Below are 15,120 nucleotides of genomic sequence, written 5' to 3' on the forward strand. Positions count from 1 at the left end.
GTTCTGATAAATTTACCTATCCACTTCCCCCAGCACAAAATCTATCGACCCGATAATGGCTATCAAATCGGCGATCATGACGCCTTTGGCTATGGCAGGCAGGACGGAAAGATTACAGAAGCTTGGTCCGCGTGATTTTACACGGAAGGGTATTTCGGATCGTCCGGCAGGGTCGGGGATAAAATAAAAGCCAAGTTCGCCTTTGGCGCCCTCGCCGCGAACGTAATAATCGTTGGGTTTTGGGGTTATTTTACGCGGCATTTTAGCACGCGGATCAAAATCAGGTGTGCGTTTCAGTTCTTTTTGAAGGCGGTCGAGGCACTGCTCAACTATACACAGTGATTGCTCAATCTCATCAACACGTACTTTGTAACGGTCCCAGCAATCGCCTACAGTGCCCATTTCGCCTTTGCCGATAGGTACTTCGAAATCCAGCTCAGGATAGACGGAATAACCGTCAATACGGCGGAGATCCCATTTCAAACCAGAGCCACGCAGCATAGGGCCCGAGCAGCCATAGTTGATGGCTACATCCATTGGTAAAACCCCAACGTTGGCTGTACGACTGATAAATATCTGGTTATCGGTGAGCAAGCCGTTCAGCTCAGCCATTTTGGGTTTGAAATATTCTACAAATTCGCGGCAGCGTTCCTCGAAACCCACCGGCAGATCATAAAATAAACCGCCCACCCATATATAATTATACAGCATGCGCGATCCGGAGGCCCATTCCAGCATACCCATGATATGTTCGCGGTCGCGGAAACACCACAGGAAAGGGGTAAAGGCGCCGATGTCGATGCCATAAGTGCCGATAGCGATCAAATGCGAAGCAATACGGTTCAGCTCACAAACGAGTACCCGTATATACTCAATACGTTTTGGAATGTCTTTATCAATGCCCATCATCCGCTCAACACCCATCGTCCATATATGACTGTTATTCATGGACGCCAGGTAATCCATGCGGTCGGTAAAGGGGATGGTTTGCTGATAGGTAAGCGACTCGGCGTGTTTTTCGAAACAGCGGTGCAGGTAGCCGATATGGGGTATCACCTCCTTCACGATCTCGCCGTCGGTTATCAGTTCCAGCCGCAAAACCCCGTGCGTAGACGGGTGCTGCGGGCCCATGTTGAGCACCATCTCCTCGGTAGAGGCGTCGGCGATCTTTTGCTGATAGCGCTGAAGGGCTTCTTCGTATTTCGAATTCGTGATATTCAATTTAACTAAATATGAGTACCTTATTTAAGTTGGGTGTCATGTTGAGGCTCTCGAAACATGCGGGTAAAGGCCTTACGCTCACCCTTCGAGAGTCTCAGGGTGACACCGCGCTTATCTTCGAAATCAATCAATTTTAATTTCTTTATAATACTTATCTACCGTGGTATAATCTTTTCGTAACGGATAACCTTCCCAGTCATCCGGCAATAAAAGCTTTCGCAGATCAGGGTGGCCTTCAAAAAATATCCCTTCCATTTCAAAAGCCTCACGTTCATGCCAGTCGGCGGTGCGGTAAACGTGGCTAACAGATGGGAATGAAGGTAAATTATCCGGGTCGCGATCGTTCTCCCTGCTTACCTTTAATGTCAGTTGTGTTTGGTAGGGAATTGATGCCAGGTGATATACCACACCAAAACGACCAGCTTCCACGCCGTAATCAACCCCGCTGAGACACGACAGGAAATCAAAATAAGTTTTCGGATTATCGCGAAGCTCCAGGCAAACATCGGCAATACGGGCAGCATCAATCAGCAAAGCTGGCTGTAACCCGCCGGTTTCTTCACCAACGATGACACCATCGCCAAATTTGGTTGTCAATATTGCTTTGATCTCATCCAGACTCATGGCGCCAGGCGAACTTTTTTCCAGGTTTTGTTATCGATCTTTTTATAAACAATCCTGTCGTGCAGACGGCTTCGCCTTCCCTGCCAGAACTCGATCAGGCGCGGTTTAAGGATATAGCCGCCCCAATGTGAGGGTTTGGGTACGTCTTTATCCGCGTATTGTGTTTCGGCATTTTTCAATTTTTCTTCAAGTACCTCGCGCCCTTCTATTTCCTGGCTTTGAGGTGAGACAACTGCCCCTAACTGGCTGGCACGGGGGCGGGTCATAAAATATTTTTCAGACGTTGCCCTGTCCAGCTTTTCAATAGTGCCTTCGATGCGAACTTGTCTTTCCAGCGAATCCCAAAAAAACACAACGGCGCCCAGCGGGTTTTTGGCCAATTCTTTTCCTTTCCGGCTCAAATAGTTGGTATAAAAGGAAAAGCCTTCCCTGTCAAAACCTTTCATCAGCACAATACGGGCAGAAGGGCGTCCGTCATGCGTGGCGGTTGCCAGGGTCATGGCGGTAGGTTCGCTTTGCTCCGATTTCAGCGCCTCATTAAACCATTTGTCAAATTGCTTTATGGGGTCGGCGGCGGTATCTTTTTCGGAAAGGGAAGATGCGGCGTAGTCGCTGCGTATATTTTGTATATCCTGCTGGTTCATTTGTGCAAACTTACAAATTAAATACGCCGTATATTAATGAGGTATTTCATATTTTGATAATATGAACATATTTTTACCTTAGCCGTTATAAAGAAATAAAATTATACGAATGCTTAGTCTTATTGCACCCGATGCCGGCAGGCTGCTGATCTCTGAACCGTTTATGCTCGACCCGAACTTTAAAAGATCGGTGCTGCTGCTTACTGAATATGGCGATGAAGGCGCCATGGGCTTTGTTTTGAACCACGAAAGCGAGTTTTTGCTGGGCGACCTGCTGCCTGATATTCAATATTCTGAGTTTCCGGTGTATGTAGGCGGACCGGTTGGGAACGATACCCTGCACTTTATACACTGCGTCCCCGACAAAATTGAGGGTGGGATAGAACTGGCCGATGGCATTTACTGGGGCGGTGATTTTGAAGCGGTGAAGGAACTGGTTTCTAATTATGGATTGACGGCAGGCGAAATCAGGTTTTTTATGGGCTATTCCGGCTGGGTAGCAGGACAATTGGATGCCGAGATTGGCAGCGATGCCTGGATAGTAACCGATAAATACACCCCGGAGATATTATTTACCCATGAAGAGCAGACCCTGTGGAAGGATGTTGTGAAGAGCCTGGGGCAGCGCTACGCGCATATTGCCAATTTCCCGGAGAACCCGGAATTGAATTAATTTTTAGTCCGAAAGTCCGCATAAGTCCGGAAGTCCGAAAGAGGATGTTTGTGGATTGTGAGCTTAAACCAATTACCACTTAAACACTTTCGGACTTATGCGGACTTTCCGACTTTCGGACTAACATCTAAATCTCCGCTTTAAAGGTTTTTCCAAGGTGTTCGCCCAAAGCATAGTAGTGGCGAAAATTGTAGATGAGGGGTGACCATTTTTCGGGGTTAATATGCTCGGTTCCCGTAATGATATCCTCATGTGCCCTTACATTGATCACTTCCACCGTCATGGCTGCTGTACCCGGATTGCCTTCTTCATCATATTCCAAAATAGTATAATTATCCAGCACAGCCTCTAACTGCAGCGGGCAACCCGCTATGGCCGGCGGACGAACGGTTTGTGCATCCATTTTTGTGAACCCGCCTGCCGAAAATTTGTCCTTTTCGTAGCTGTATAAAGCTTTTTTACTATCCGGAACAGGATATGCGCCGGTTAGCCTGGCTATTCTTTCGATGTTTTCATGAAGATATGCCGAAGGCATATTAACCACGCATTCCTTTTGATTTACCAGGTTGCTGAAAGTTTTGCCGTTGCAGCCGAGACCAAGCACCAGCTTATAACCTAATGCCCAAACCGATGACATGGGGCCGATATTGGCGTTGCCGGATTCATCTATAGTAGTAATTAACGCTACGGGTGTTCCAAAGTATAGTATTTTGGGCCTGATGGTCCTGTAGGTATTATTATCCGTTGCAGTAAGCATTAAAATCGAGATCTATTATATTTTTTAAAGCGGCCTGGCCTGTGTCGGTAACACGGAGTACCCGTTTTTCGTCGTTGCGAACCACCCATTTTTGTTCCATCATAGCCTGGCATAAAGCTGCGCCGATTGCGCCGGCCAGGTGGGGTTTTTTCTCCGTCCAGTCGAGGCAGGCATAAATGTATTTGCGCCGTGCAGAATTGGCCGGCGGCAGATCGACCCCTAAAGCCTGAAAAGTTTTTTCGGCATTGATACCCAGGGACACTTCTTCAGAAAAGTAGGTTGGGCTGGTGTCGGGCGCGTTATACATAATCGCTTCGCGATCTTTCAGTGCGTTAAATACCGACACGCCCAGTTTCCCGGCAACATGGTCGTAACAGGTACGTGCTATCGCTATGTTTTTAATAACGGGCCGGTGCGCGGGCACCTTTTGCATGTTCTGTAGCAGCTCAATCAACTGAGCGACATCGGCCCCGGCTATTTCATAATCATTCCGGCGACCATTGTTTATTTTTCTGATAAGCCCGGCGCGCACAAGTACCGCCAGGTGATTGGAAAGATTGCTTTGCGAAATTTCCAGGTGCTGCTGGATCCCGGCATAGGAGGCACGCCCCCTGATGAGGTAGATCATCACCGACAGCCGTACCGGGTCGGCAATGGCTGAAGTGATGGTGTATATGTTCAGATCGTTCATACCTCGGCAAAGGTAAGACGTTGTGAGGATGGTTATATCAGTGGATGATGAACGGTTGTTGTAGGATAGTCCGAAAGTCCGCATAAGTCCGGAAGTCCGAAAGAAGTTTTTTGTAAAAAGGAAATTTAAATCCGTTTCTATTTAAATACTTTCGGACTTATGCGGACTTTCCGACTTTCGGACTAACTCTCCATCTCCCTTGCCGATTCTTCGACCTTTTGTTTCAGTTGATCTTTGTAAGCAATAAGATTTGCTATAATGCTTTCATCGCCTGTGGAAACGATCTGGGCGGCTAAAATTCCGGCATTTTTAGCGGCGTTAAGTGCCACTGTTGCTACGGGTATACCGTTCGGCATTTGGAGGATGGACAGGATAGAGTCCCAGCCATCGATGGAGTTACTGGACTTTACGGGTACGCCGATAACCGGTAAATAGGTAAGCGAGGCTACCATGCCGGGCAGATGTGCCGCACCGCCTGCACCTGCGATGATCACCTTCAGGCCACGGTCGGCAGCCGATTTGGCATAGCTGAACATACGTTCGGGAGTGCGGTGAGCGGATACGACGGTGATCTCGTACGATACACCTAATTCTTTTAAAACATCAGCGGCGTCCTGCATTACGTTCAGGTCTGACTTGCTGCCCATGATGATACCGACTTTGGGTTGGTTATTTTGGTTCATAGTTTATAGTTGATGGTTCATGATTTCTGTGAACCTAAGCTATCACTTTTAACGTCTTTTGCACAAATCTCGCCTTTTCTATCGCTTTCTCCCGATCGGCATCCACAATGGTTACGTGGCCCATTTTGCGGAAAGGTTTGGTAAGCGCCTTGCCGTATAAATGTATGTAAACACCCGCACATTCCAGTACCTTTTCAATGCCCTGGTAAACAGCGGGGCCCTCGTATCCGGCCTCGCCGAGAACATTGATCATGATGGCGTTGTTAAGGCAGGAGGTATCGCCAAGTGGTTGGTTGAATATCGCCCGTAAATGCTGTTCGAATTGAGAAACCACGTTACCCTCAATGGTTTGATGGCCGCTATTATGTGGGCGCGGGGCCAGTTCGTTCACCAAAATACGGCCTTGTTTATCAAGGAACATCTCGACTGCAAGCAAACCCACGATATTGAGACTTTCGGCTACTTTTTTGGCGATGCGTTCGGCTTCTTCGTGTATCTCAAAAGGAAAGGTAGAAGGGGATATTAAAAACTCCACCAGGTTGGCCTGCGGGTTAAACTCCATCTCGACCATCGGGAAAGCTTTGGTTTCGCCATCGGCATTGCGGGCAACGATGACTGCCAGCTCTTTTTCAAAATCTACCCAACGCTCTATCAGGCTTGGTTCGGTAAAGGCTTTGGCCAAATAAGATTCGTCGATCACCTTATAAACGCCCTTGCCATCATATCCGTCGCGGCGCAATTTTTGGATATAAGGGAAGGGGATATGGCTGCTTCTTAATTGTTCCGGCGATGATATCACCTGGAACTCGGCCGTAGGGATGCTGTTTTCCTTGAAAAACTGTTTTTGCAAGCCTTTATCCTGTATCAGGCGGATGATACGCGGCTGCGGGTAAACCAGCACACCTTCTTTTTCCAATTGCTCCAGCGCATCAACATTCACCTTTTCTATTTCAATGGTGAGCATGTCCACCTTCTTACCGAATTTATAGACGGTCTCATAATCGCCCAAAGAACCGACCACGAATTCGTCACACAGCTTACGGCAAGGCGCCTCGCGATCAGGGTCGAGCACTTTAACCGTTACATTATAATTGATCGCCTGCTGGATAAGCATGCGGCCGAGCTGTCCGCCGCCTAAAATTCCGAGTTTGAGGTCTCCGTAAAACGCTTTCATTCTGAGCAGGCAAATTTAACGGAAAAGTTTGGAAGATCAGTGATCGGTTATGTTTCGGAATATACTATTGGGCAGCAGCAGGTATTGCGTTACACATCGAGTGTCTTTCGCAGCAAAAGTTTCCGGTAATACCTTTCGGCTGTTACAGCAACAGGAATACCAATGGCGATGATCAATGCGAGTATGCCTTCGATGAGCGGTAGGGGTTTAATGCCGCCGGTACGTTTAGGGATATTAGTTAAAGGCAATACCGCCAGGTTCATCACCGCCCATATTACCAGGCCAAAAACCACAGCGACCATGAATTTGTTCCTGATCACTTTTATAAAAGCAGGATATAATAAAAAAAGCAGGATACTGAACACCGAGGCTATGCAATAATGGAATAATAATCCCCAGAAAACCATTACAGCACCACCTGAAAAAGCGGCCTTGCCAAACAAACCACTGGCAATAAATTTAAATATTACAGCAGGCGATACCTTATAACTTATCAATAAAGCTGCGATGGCGTCCAGTGTGCCTGTTACGAGGCATAGGCGCACCAATGTTTTTATTTTATTGTCGGTATTCATTTGCTTCCTCCAGGTTTATAGTTAAACGTAGCCATTTTTTATGAAAAATGGAAAAATAAACGCATGGTAATCAATTAGTTGTATATTATTATAGAACTATGTATTGCATAATACCATGTTAAATACTTATCTTAGCGTAAAATCAAAATTATCAAATTATCGACATGAAAAAATTAATTCTCTCCTTATTGGTGTTTGCAGCAGGCAGCACCATAGCCACCGCACAATGCGACAAAAAAGTCACGTTTACCTCATCAAAAACTGAACACCTGGACGATAAAGGGACTTTACAGGACAGCCAGGATGAAAAAACCACAGTTGAATTTAGTAAATCAGCTATCACCGTTTTTACAGCGAACGATAATGACGGCCAGAAGATGACCGGAGACGTCAAATCCTACACGTGCGATTGGTCGGTTCCTTTCAAAACCGGCAAAACGACGCTGAACGTTACGCTAAAAAGAGACAATGGTGATACCCGCGATTTCACCGTGACAATAGAAGGCAAAGACGGTAAGATCACCCTTTTGGCAGTAAGCCCTGACGAACCCGGCCGGCAGATCCAATTGCCGGGCGATAAATTTGAGGAAAGTAAATAACCTGCTCAATAATTAATTTAGTCATTATATTTTAAAGGCACCTGCTTTGCGCGGTGCCTTTTGTTTTTACCCGATATAAACACTGTAACATATAATTTACAATTATAAAGAGGGTGTTTTAAACTAAAACTTTTTTATTTTTCGCAAACTATTCATCATCGCCGCTGTTTTTGATAATTGTGGCCGATATTTTATAATATTTAAGAATAAAAAGCCGTTTAAATATTTTTTTACCCAAATTACCATTGAATTATATGAAAAAACCAGTTTTAATTATTACCGCTTTACTAACCTTCTGCTTATTTGTAAAAACATCGTTCGCGCAAACGACGACACCACCGGCAACCGTTGTTGATGCTGCTCAGTCGTCGGAACGGGGTGGGGTAGCTGCTTTCCTGATCAAGGTTGCAAATTTGCAGGACGCTTTGGGCGCTGCCGGTCCATTTACAGTTTTTGCCCCTACGAATGATGCTTTCGCAAAGCTATCAACAGCCAAATTGGACAGCTTAGTAAGCGATCCTGCTAAACTGGCTACCTTGCTAAAAGCACATACCGTTGTGGGGAAGTTTGCAAAAGACGATATTGTTAAGGCGCTGAATGCTTCGAAAGACCGTAAGGTAGAATTCAAAACACTTGACGGCGGAACACTAACACTTTCCTACACCGGAAAATTAATACTTACCGATGATAAAGGAAACAAGGCTGATGTGTTATTATATAACCTGCAGGCCGGCAATGGCGTGGTACATGGATTAAGCGACGTACTGCTGAAGTAGACAAAAGACTTTTAGTATAAATGAACGAAACGACCTGGTACTATTAGTGCCGGGTCGTTTTGTTTTAATAGCCCTAAAGCAAACTTTTGGAAATACCTCGTGCTGCTTACTTGCTTGCCTGGTGTACCAGGATGGTTATTACAAAAATGCAAAGAGGCTTTGCCGGTAACGAAATAAAAATTGTGCATTCGCAGGTGCCTTTTGGGCTGTAAAATACCGCCCAGGACTATCCGCTTAGTGTGGAAAGTACAATTGATGTTAATAGGTTGTTAACACAGAAACGCTATGAATATTGAATGTTGAAAAAACGAGGCTTTTTTACAACCAATGGTTGTTAGATATAAATAACTGATAATTAATACGATATAATGAATTTAAGCGTTTTACAATTGACGCTTGAAATTTGTTTTAACAAAAAAGAAATATTTATACACATCTCTTGATTATTAATGGCTGTTTTTCATACATTTAGATGTTAATGACCGACCCCCAAAATACTATTGCTATAACCGGATTGATACAGGAAAGGGTAATCAAAAGGATCGTGTTTGCCCCCAGGGGCTTAACTATTGAGCAACCTTTTGGTATCAGGCAAAGCAAGTTTATAGCGTGCGACAGTATAGCGGCGTTCAGGTTTGGTGTGCGCGAATTACGGGGGTATAAGTTCAGTTTCGGCCGTCAGTATTTTATCGAGATCAAAAATTTCAACTGCGAAATTTACCGTATCAAACTCAACAGTGTATTCGGCATCAAACGTAAAGAGTATTACCGCACATGGGCCGAACTTCTGCAAAACACCTGGGACTTTTACCTGGACAACCAGCTTAATTACTATACCGAATTATATAATATCCAGCAGTTGTTCGAGCTGTCGGGTGTGACATTTCATGCGGATGGCATAAGCTGGGACAAAAATAATCACCTGCCCTGGGACAAGATCGCTATAAAAAGCTATCAGAATTATTTCATGATACACCACACCGACAATGCGCGTCAATACAAATGCTGCGTTTTCTCCATCGACTGGAACGCCGTTGTGCTGCAATCGCTGCTGAAGGAAATTGTGAGGGAGCATTCCAGAAGCAGAAGGACAATGCGCAGGGGGCTGTAAAGCTGGTCCGTAGGTCACTCACCAAGACTTTCCATTTTAATTATTTTCGCCGTGGACTCACCCCTACGTCGCTGCGCTTGTCGACCCTCTCTATTGCAAGCAATAAAGAGGGTTGTTCCAAAACCTCCAAAATCCATTTTTATGCACGGCATAGGACGGTGATTAAAAGTTATTGTTCATGCCCTGTGGATTCACGCCGATCCCTCTCGATTTCACGCATAAAGCGGTTATAACTATTTTAAATACTTACCCAAATAAAAAAATACTCTTTTCCTGATACTTTCCGCATCAAACATTTCGCCGTAATGCGGTGCGCCGGGTACGATGATCAGTTCATTTTTTACGCCGAATGAAGTAAGCGCTGCACTTAAAGATTTTGCCTGTTCGGGGTTTACCGACTGATCTTTTTCGCCTTGTACGATCAGGAACGGCGGGTCGTCTTTATCGATATAAATAATAGGGCTTGCTTTTTTAGCCAGGTCCATTTTTTGGCTTACCGGGCCGCCTAATAATAACGCGACCGGGTTATTAAGGTCCTCGTTGTTGCTCCCGGTAAGGGTAACCAGGTTTGAAGGGCCATAAAAATCGAGCACGAGCTTGATCTTAAAATGCGGCTTTTTTCCATCAGCATAAAAATCTTTTATATCGTTATTGGCTGAAAGGGCAAGTAAGTTAGCGAGGTGACCGCCCGCAGAAAAACCGATCACAGCGAAGCGTTTACGGTCGAGCAGGAACTGTTCGGCATGCTGGTACAAGTACTCGATGGCCTGGTTGCAGTCCTTCACCTGTGCCGGGAAAATGGCCTGCGTGCTCCAGCGGTAATCGATAGAGGCAACGGCGTAACCGCTGTCGATAAATCCCTTGAGCGTTTGCGTCATATAGCCCATATCGGCATATTTATCGTTCGACATCCAGGCGCCGCCGTGTATCCATATCACCACGGGGTATTTATCCTTATGCTGCGGCGGCAGGTAAATATCCAGCAAGTGTTTGTGCAGGGTATCGCCGGCATAAGGGAGGTCATCGTAAAGCAGGGTGCCTTTCGGGAAAATACTCATTACCCGGTTGGTGGCCTGGGCGAATACGGAAAGGGTAGCTATTGAAAGTAAAAGGCTTAGGGCGATCTTTTTCATGAGGACGGTGATTAGTTTGTTATAACGGCACCGTCAAATTTAAGTGTTTAGGTTGATAAAAGTGGTGACAGTGGTTTGTCAGTAGAAAAGGTGAAAGGTAAAAGGCGAAAGGTTATAGTTGGGAGTGGGATATTCTCGTTTTTTGAGTGATCTCCCAATGCCTGATGACCATTGCCCAATCCCCAAAAAACGTGTTCACGAAAATGTTAAAAATGGGGCACTTTTTGGTGTCTGTTATTTTTGGGTAGCTTGATAATCAGGGCTTTCAGATGACGCTGTGTTTGGCAAGCGGCGGCGGCGTGAACACTTAGTGTACCGGGAAAATCAGCCTTTGATGAGCTGTTCGGTTTCGATCTTTTTCTGCAGTTCCAGTATGGCACCAATAAGTGCCTCGGGACGTGGCGGGCAACCCTGTACATACACATCCACCGGTATCACCCGGTCGACCCCCTTAACCACATGATAACCGTGCTGCCAGTACGGGCCACCGCAATTGGAGCAGGAACCCATGGAAATGACATATTTAGGCTCGGGCATTTGCTCGTACAGGCGTTTGATGCGTTCGGCCATTTTGAAAGTGACCGTGCCTGCTATGATGATCACATCTGCCTGCCGTGCCGACGGGCGGGGAAACACGCCGAAGCGGTCCATGTCGTAGGTAGAGGCAAAGGAACCCATCATCTCGATTGCGCAGCAGGCAATGCCAAAACTCAGCGGCCATAGCGATGACAACCTTGCCCAGTTAAGCAGGTCGTTCATTTTGGTGACCACCACACCGCCGCTTTCGTTCATGCTCTCAGGATTCATTGTCCGGCTTTTTGAATGTTGGTTTGAACATGGGTTTTCTTATTGGAGCGGCAGTGGCAGCAGCCGGAGTTGCAGTCTGTTGTGTGGCAACCGGTTCCAGGCTGAAGTCCTTAACCTTGTAGGCACCTTGCTGCTTGTTCAATTGTTGATACAGGGAAACAGGGACCTGCGTATCCGTGGTTGGTATAGCTGGTTTTGGCTTGATCCAGTCGAGGTCGCCCTTTACCCAAACATATATAAGTCCAAGTATCAGTATGCCGAGGAACACGAACATTTCAATGAGAGAAAGCCAGCCCCAGCGGTTATCGATACTCATGATGGTTTTATCGCCAAACACCGTAGCCCAGGGAAGTATAAACACCATTTCGACATCAAACAGCAAGAATATCAATGCTATAACATAGAAGCGGGAGTTGAATGGCAGCCAGGCATTCCCTGTGGGCTCTTCGCCGCATTCGTACGAAGTAAGCTTTTCGGCATTTGGATTATTGGGAGATAACCGCCGCGAAACAAAGAATGCAAATGCCACGGCCAAAATTCCGGTAATTAAAAAGATAAGTATCTTTCCAAATTCAGATATTTGCGAAACCGCCTCCATGAGCACAAATTTAACAAAACAAACCCATTTTGATGCAATAATAATAGGCGCCGGCGCTTGCGGACTTATGTGCGCCGTACAGGCAGGCTATTTGGCCAAGCGTGTGCTGGTGCTGGAAAAGAACGAACAGCCCGGAGCCAAAATATTGATAAGCGGGGGAGGGCGATGTAACTATACCAACCTTTATGCCTCGGCGCAGCAGTTCATATCGCAGAACGAACATTTCTGTAAATCGGCCTTTGCACAATGGTCGGTGGAGGACACCATTAGTTTTTTTGAAACTTATGGTATTACCGGGCAGGAGAAAACGTTGGGGCAGCTTTTCCCGGTAAGCAATAAGGCAAAGGACGTGGTACAGGTATTCACCAATTTATGCGCCGACCTGGGGCAGGAAATATGGTGCGATACCGAAGTTACGGATGTTACCAAGGTTGGAGTGGGGTTTGAAGTTTCAATTATCAGAAACGGAAGAAAAAGCAGCCTGCTGGCCGAAAAAGTTGTTATAGCTGCCGGGGGGCTGCCGATTCCTAAAATGGGGGCGACTGACCTCGGCTTGCGGATAGCACGGAAATTCGGACTGAAAATAACGGACACCGCGCCGGCATTGGTGCCGCTGACTATAACCGGTAAAGATCAGCCCTGGTACGAACAATTATCCGGTAACAGCATTTTTTGCCGGGTGTGGAATGATAAGATAAGTTTTGAAGAGAATATATTGTTTACCCATTGGGGATTGAGCGGCCCCGCTATTTTGCAGATTTCGTCGTATTGGAAGCCGGGCGAGTTTATTTATATCGACCTGCTGCCGCATCAAAATATTATCGACCTGATACAGCAAGAACGCGAAGTGAATGGAAAAAAGATGCTGCTGAATTACTTGTCCGGATTGTTCACCCGCAAATTTGCTGAAGCACTGAGTGACCGGCTGCCTGCCGATAAAAACCTGGCGTCGCTAAACAAAGTTGAACTGGAGAATATCGCTGCCCTGATCCACGAGTTTAAAGTAAAGCCGGCAGGGGATAAGGGTTATGACAAAGCTGAAGTAATGCGGGGCGGGGTGTCAACGGATGAACTTTCATCGAAAACACTGGAAGCGAAAAAGATACCGGGCCTGTTTTTTGGCGGCGAATGCGTGGATGTTACGGGCTGGCTGGGCGGGTACAACTTTCAATGGGCCTGGGCAAGCGGGTTTGTGATAGCGCAGAATATTTGAGCGTAAAGAAAGTCCAAAGCTCAGTTCGGAGTGCTTTCGGCTTTCTGCTTTTGGCTTTCAGCTTCTTTTACTTGTTTAAAATAAGCGATCAGCTTTTGGATATTCCCCAGGCCAAACTGGTGGGCGCGTATCTTGTCGACAACTTCCTGTTCATCGCCCATGATGTCGCTCATCACGTCTTCGAAGTTCATGGGTGTAAGCTGGTCCATTTCAGCAGTATTGGTACCATAGTAATAAGTTGCCTGGATCGGCCCCCGCCTGCCGCGACCGCCGCCAACGTCAATTGAAACTCCGCCATAACCTCCCCCGTAAGGGCCGGTACCAAAACCCACACCTCCCGTTGGGCGCACACCTATACCCTTTCCTCCGCCTGAAACTGCGCCTACGTCGGCCATGTACAATTTAGTTTCTTCGTCCAGTTCAACTTTAACAAAATCAAGTTCTTTTTTGGTCCAGTTGGAGTTATGCGGTGCATGGGCTACCACAAAGCTATCCTGCCCAACCATATACGACTTCAGGTCGCTGGCACTAAGTTTATAAGGATTAGCTTTACTGTCGTCTTTGAATTCGATAAATCCTTCGTCCTTGATAGGGCCTTTGCCGCCAGGATTATCATGAATAAGGCCGCTCACCTTATTGCCTTTAAGGTCGGTAAAGGAACCTTTTTGCCATTTCTGTGATTTTGCTGATACAGCCACCAGCATGAAAAATAAAATGATTAAAATTGGGCGCATATTGTTCAATACAAAAATAACGCAAATTTCCTTTATATATGATAACTGTCGATCTGCGTAGCGATACCGTTACCAAACCCACCCCCGGCATGCTGGAAGCCATGTGGGAAGCCAAAGTGGGGGATGATGTTTTCGGTGAGGATGAAACTGTAAACGCACTTGAAGCCAAAGCTGCTGCCATATTTGGTATGGAAGCAGGTCTGTTTTGTCCTTCGGGGACAATGACTAACCAGATAGCTATCAAATGCTTTACCCAGCCACTGGATGAGTTGATAGCCGATCAAACCTCGCACGTGTACCGGTACGAGGGCGGGGGCATTGCGTTCAATTCGGCGGTATCAACAAGGTTGCTTAATGGGGACAGGGGCAGGATCACTGCGGGAATGATAGCGCCTGAGATCAATGCTGAGAATGTGCATTACCCCCGCACAAGCTTAGTAGTGCTGGAAAATACCGTGAATAAAGGGGGCGGCAGTTGTTATAAACTGGAAGATATAAAGCCGATAGCTGTGCTATGCAAAGAAAAACGCTTGAAGCTGCACCTGGATGGCGCGCGGATATTCAACGCGCTTACGAATACCGGTGATGCTGCTATCGATTATGGCAAATATTTTAACGGAATATCTGTTTGCCTGTCAAAAGGATTAGGTGCGCCGGTTGGCTCGGTGCTGTTGTCTGATAAAGAAACCATCAAATATGCACGCCGGGTACGCAAAGTATTGGGCGGGGGTATGCGCCAGGCAGGTTTTTTGGCCGCGGCCGGAATTTACGCGCTCGACCATCATGTCGAACGCTTGAAAATAGATCATGCACATGCCCGAATATTGGCCGATACGCTGCAAGCCCAAAGCTGGGTGAAATATGTAATGCCAGCTGATACCAACCTGGTATTGTTCGATACCATTGCCCCGGCATCAGAGGTTCTTCAAAAATTGCTTGTAAAAGGCATCAAAGCCAATAGCACCGACACACACCGGATCCGTTTTGTGACGCATTTGGACGTGCACCCGGAGCAGGTGGAATATGTGGTTAAAATTCTGAACGAACTTTAACAGTCCGGAAGTCGGAAAGTCCGCATAAGTCCGGAAGTTTATCCCGGTCATTTCT

General features: G+C 46.5%; 18 protein-coding genes. 6 read left to right on the forward strand and 12 right to left on the reverse strand.

The genetic code is table 11. The features are described from left to right. Positions 1-12: 12 nt before the first annotated feature. The 3 genes from VL525_RS10700 to pdxH all read right to left on the reverse strand — a co-directional run bounded on the left by VL525_RS10700 (position 13) and on the right by pdxH (position 2,489). Entirely contained in the window at positions 13-1,215 is a 1,203-nt protein-coding gene (locus tag VL525_RS10700) for an NADH-quinone oxidoreductase subunit D (protein WP_414684752.1), read from the reverse strand. A 129-nt stretch (positions 1,216-1,344) separates the two neighbouring features. Next, positions 1,345-1,845, reverse strand: a complete 501-nt coding sequence (locus tag VL525_RS10705) for an NADH-quinone oxidoreductase subunit C (protein WP_325386259.1) — start codon at positions 1,843-1,845, stop codon at positions 1,345-1,347. After that, positions 1,842-2,489, reverse strand: coding sequence for a pyridoxamine 5'-phosphate oxidase (pdxH, locus tag VL525_RS10710; RefSeq protein WP_325386261.1), 648 nt, complete (start codon positions 2,487-2,489; stop codon positions 1,842-1,844). Before pdxH ends, VL525_RS10705 begins: the two co-directional genes overlap by 4 nt. Before the next feature lie 109 nt (positions 2,490-2,598). On the opposite strand from pdxH, the gene VL525_RS10715 reads away from it, so the two are divergent. Further along, positions 2,599-3,162: a YqgE/AlgH family protein gene (locus VL525_RS10715; protein WP_325386263.1), complete on the forward strand. Its 564-nt coding sequence runs from the start codon at positions 2,599-2,601 to the stop codon at positions 3,160-3,162. A 127-nt stretch (positions 3,163-3,289) separates the two neighbouring features. On the opposite strand, the gene VL525_RS10720 is transcribed toward VL525_RS10715, so the two are convergent. From VL525_RS10720 to VL525_RS10740, 5 genes are all read right to left on the reverse strand, one after another. Continuing rightward, positions 3,290-3,919, reverse strand: coding sequence for a flavin reductase family protein (locus VL525_RS10720; RefSeq protein WP_325386265.1), 630 nt, complete (start codon positions 3,917-3,919; stop codon positions 3,290-3,292). Then, complete coding sequence (locus tag VL525_RS10725) at positions 3,900-4,610, reverse strand: metalloregulator ArsR/SmtB family transcription factor (RefSeq protein ID WP_325386267.1); 711 nt, start codon at positions 4,608-4,610, stop codon at positions 3,900-3,902. Before VL525_RS10725 ends, VL525_RS10720 begins: the two co-directional genes overlap by 20 nt. 182 nt (positions 4,611-4,792) lie before the next feature. Further along, entirely contained in the window at positions 4,793-5,293 is a 501-nt protein-coding gene (gene purE, locus VL525_RS10730) for a 5-(carboxyamino)imidazole ribonucleotide mutase (RefSeq protein ID WP_325386269.1), read from the reverse strand. A 34-nt stretch (positions 5,294-5,327) separates the two neighbouring features. Next, entirely contained in the window at positions 5,328-6,467 is a 1,140-nt protein-coding gene (locus VL525_RS10735; RefSeq protein WP_325386271.1) for a 5-(carboxyamino)imidazole ribonucleotide synthase, read from the reverse strand. An 89-nt stretch (positions 6,468-6,556) separates the two neighbouring features. Continuing rightward, positions 6,557-7,042, reverse strand: coding sequence for a hypothetical protein (locus VL525_RS10740; protein ID WP_325386273.1), 486 nt, complete (start codon positions 7,040-7,042; stop codon positions 6,557-6,559). Positions 7,043-7,206: 164 nt separating this feature from the next. On the opposite strand from VL525_RS10740, the gene VL525_RS10745 reads away from it, so the two are divergent. The 3 genes from VL525_RS10745 (at position 7,207) to VL525_RS10755 (ending at position 9,528) form a co-directional block, all read left to right on the forward strand. Further along, positions 7,207-7,641 carry a hypothetical protein gene (locus tag VL525_RS10745; RefSeq protein ID WP_325386275.1) on the forward strand — a complete coding sequence of 145 codons (435 nt, stop codon included), beginning with the start codon at positions 7,207-7,209 and terminating at the stop codon, positions 7,639-7,641. Between the two features lie 254 nt (positions 7,642-7,895). Next, positions 7,896-8,417, forward strand: a complete 522-nt coding sequence (locus VL525_RS10750; RefSeq protein ID WP_325386277.1) for a fasciclin domain-containing protein — start codon at positions 7,896-7,898, stop codon at positions 8,415-8,417. A gap of 478 nt (positions 8,418-8,895) precedes the next feature. Further along, positions 8,896-9,528 (forward strand): hypothetical protein, encoded by a 633-nt coding sequence (locus VL525_RS10755; RefSeq protein ID WP_325386279.1) that lies wholly within the window; start codon positions 8,896-8,898, stop codon positions 9,526-9,528. A 233-nt stretch (positions 9,529-9,761) separates the two neighbouring features. Here the strand turns inward: VL525_RS10755 and VL525_RS10760 are convergent, their stop codons facing one another. The 3 genes from VL525_RS10760 to VL525_RS10770 form a co-directional block, all read right to left on the reverse strand. Then, entirely contained in the window at positions 9,762-10,661 is a 900-nt protein-coding gene (locus VL525_RS10760) for an alpha/beta hydrolase (protein WP_325386281.1), read from the reverse strand. Positions 10,662-10,985: 324 nt separating this feature from the next. Beyond that, positions 10,986-11,468: an NADH-quinone oxidoreductase subunit B family protein gene (locus tag VL525_RS10765; RefSeq protein WP_325386283.1), complete on the reverse strand. Its 483-nt coding sequence runs from the start codon at positions 11,466-11,468 to the stop codon at positions 10,986-10,988. Further along, positions 11,458-12,066 carry an NADH-quinone oxidoreductase subunit A gene (locus VL525_RS10770; protein WP_325386285.1) on the reverse strand — a complete coding sequence of 203 codons (609 nt, stop codon included), beginning with the start codon at positions 12,064-12,066 and terminating at the stop codon, positions 11,458-11,460. Before VL525_RS10770 ends, VL525_RS10765 begins: the two co-directional genes overlap by 11 nt. Here VL525_RS10770 and VL525_RS10775 point away from each other — a divergent pair. Next, positions 12,065-13,279 (forward strand): NAD(P)/FAD-dependent oxidoreductase, encoded by a 1,215-nt coding sequence (locus VL525_RS10775; RefSeq protein ID WP_325386287.1) that lies wholly within the window; start codon positions 12,065-12,067, stop codon positions 13,277-13,279. The two genes, VL525_RS10770 and VL525_RS10775, sit on opposite strands and share 2 nt — an antisense overlap. A gap of 20 nt (positions 13,280-13,299) precedes the next feature. Here VL525_RS10775 and VL525_RS10780 read toward each other — a convergent pair whose 3' ends face one another. Further along, on the reverse strand, positions 13,300-13,983 hold the full coding sequence (locus VL525_RS10780; RefSeq protein ID WP_325386289.1) for a hypothetical protein: 684 nt from the start codon (positions 13,981-13,983) through the stop codon (positions 13,300-13,302). Positions 13,984-14,051: 68 nt separating this feature from the next. Between VL525_RS10780 and VL525_RS10785 the strand changes: the two genes are divergently transcribed. After that, positions 14,052-15,065: a GntG family PLP-dependent aldolase gene (locus tag VL525_RS10785; protein ID WP_325386291.1), complete on the forward strand. Its 1,014-nt coding sequence runs from the start codon at positions 14,052-14,054 to the stop codon at positions 15,063-15,065. Positions 15,066-15,120: the final 55 nt, after the last annotated feature.

This window comes from Mucilaginibacter sp. (assembly GCF_035492695.1).
GTDB lineage: Bacteria > Bacteroidota > Bacteroidia > Sphingobacteriales > Sphingobacteriaceae > Mucilaginibacter.

Bases quoted from the DNA above. Each gene is read 5' to 3' on its own strand.
- VL525_RS10740 (WP_325386273.1), bottom strand. From the start codon at position 7,042: ATGAATACCGACAATAAAATAAAAACATTGGTGCGCCTATGCCTCGTA.
- VL525_RS10775 (WP_325386287.1), top strand. From the start codon at position 12,065: ATGAGCACAAATTTAACAAAACAAACCCATTTTGATGCAATAATAATA.
- VL525_RS10715 (WP_325386263.1), top strand. From the start codon at position 2,599: ATGCTTAGTCTTATTGCACCCGATGCCGGCAGGCTGCTGATCTCTGAA.
- VL525_RS10705 (WP_325386259.1), bottom strand. From the start codon at position 1,845: ATGAGTCTGGATGAGATCAAAGCAATATTGACAACCAAATTTGGCGAT.
- VL525_RS10780 (WP_325386289.1), bottom strand. From the start codon at position 13,983: ATGCTGGTGGCTGTATCAGCAAAATCACAGAAATGGCAAAAAGGTTCC.
- VL525_RS10785 (WP_325386291.1), top strand. From the start codon at position 14,052: ATGATAACTGTCGATCTGCGTAGCGATACCGTTACCAAACCCACCCCC.
- VL525_RS10720 (WP_325386265.1), bottom strand. From the start codon at position 3,919: ATGCTTACTGCAACGGATAATAATACCTACAGGACCATCAGGCCCAAA.
- VL525_RS10760 (WP_325386281.1), bottom strand. From the start codon at position 10,661: ATGAAAAAGATCGCCCTAAGCCTTTTACTTTCAATAGCTACCCTTTCC.
- VL525_RS10770 (WP_325386285.1), bottom strand. From the start codon at position 12,066: ATGGAGGCGGTTTCGCAAATATCTGAATTTGGAAAGATACTTATCTTT.
- VL525_RS10735 (WP_325386271.1), bottom strand. From the start codon at position 6,467: ATGAAAGCGTTTTACGGAGACCTCAAACTCGGAATTTTAGGCGGCGGA.
- pdxH (WP_325386261.1), bottom strand. From the start codon at position 2,489: ATGAACCAGCAGGATATACAAAATATACGCAGCGACTACGCCGCATCT.
- VL525_RS10750 (WP_325386277.1), top strand. From the start codon at position 7,896: ATGAAAAAACCAGTTTTAATTATTACCGCTTTACTAACCTTCTGCTTA.
- VL525_RS10745 (WP_325386275.1), top strand. From the start codon at position 7,207: ATGAAAAAATTAATTCTCTCCTTATTGGTGTTTGCAGCAGGCAGCACC.
- VL525_RS10725 (WP_325386267.1), bottom strand. From the start codon at position 4,610: ATGAACGATCTGAACATATACACCATCACTTCAGCCATTGCCGACCCG.
- purE (WP_325386269.1), bottom strand. From the start codon at position 5,293: ATGAACCAAAATAACCAACCCAAAGTCGGTATCATCATGGGCAGCAAG.
- VL525_RS10755 (WP_325386279.1), top strand. From the start codon at position 8,896: ATGACCGACCCCCAAAATACTATTGCTATAACCGGATTGATACAGGAA.
- VL525_RS10765 (WP_325386283.1), bottom strand. From the start codon at position 11,468: ATGAATCCTGAGAGCATGAACGAAAGCGGCGGTGTGGTGGTCACCAAA.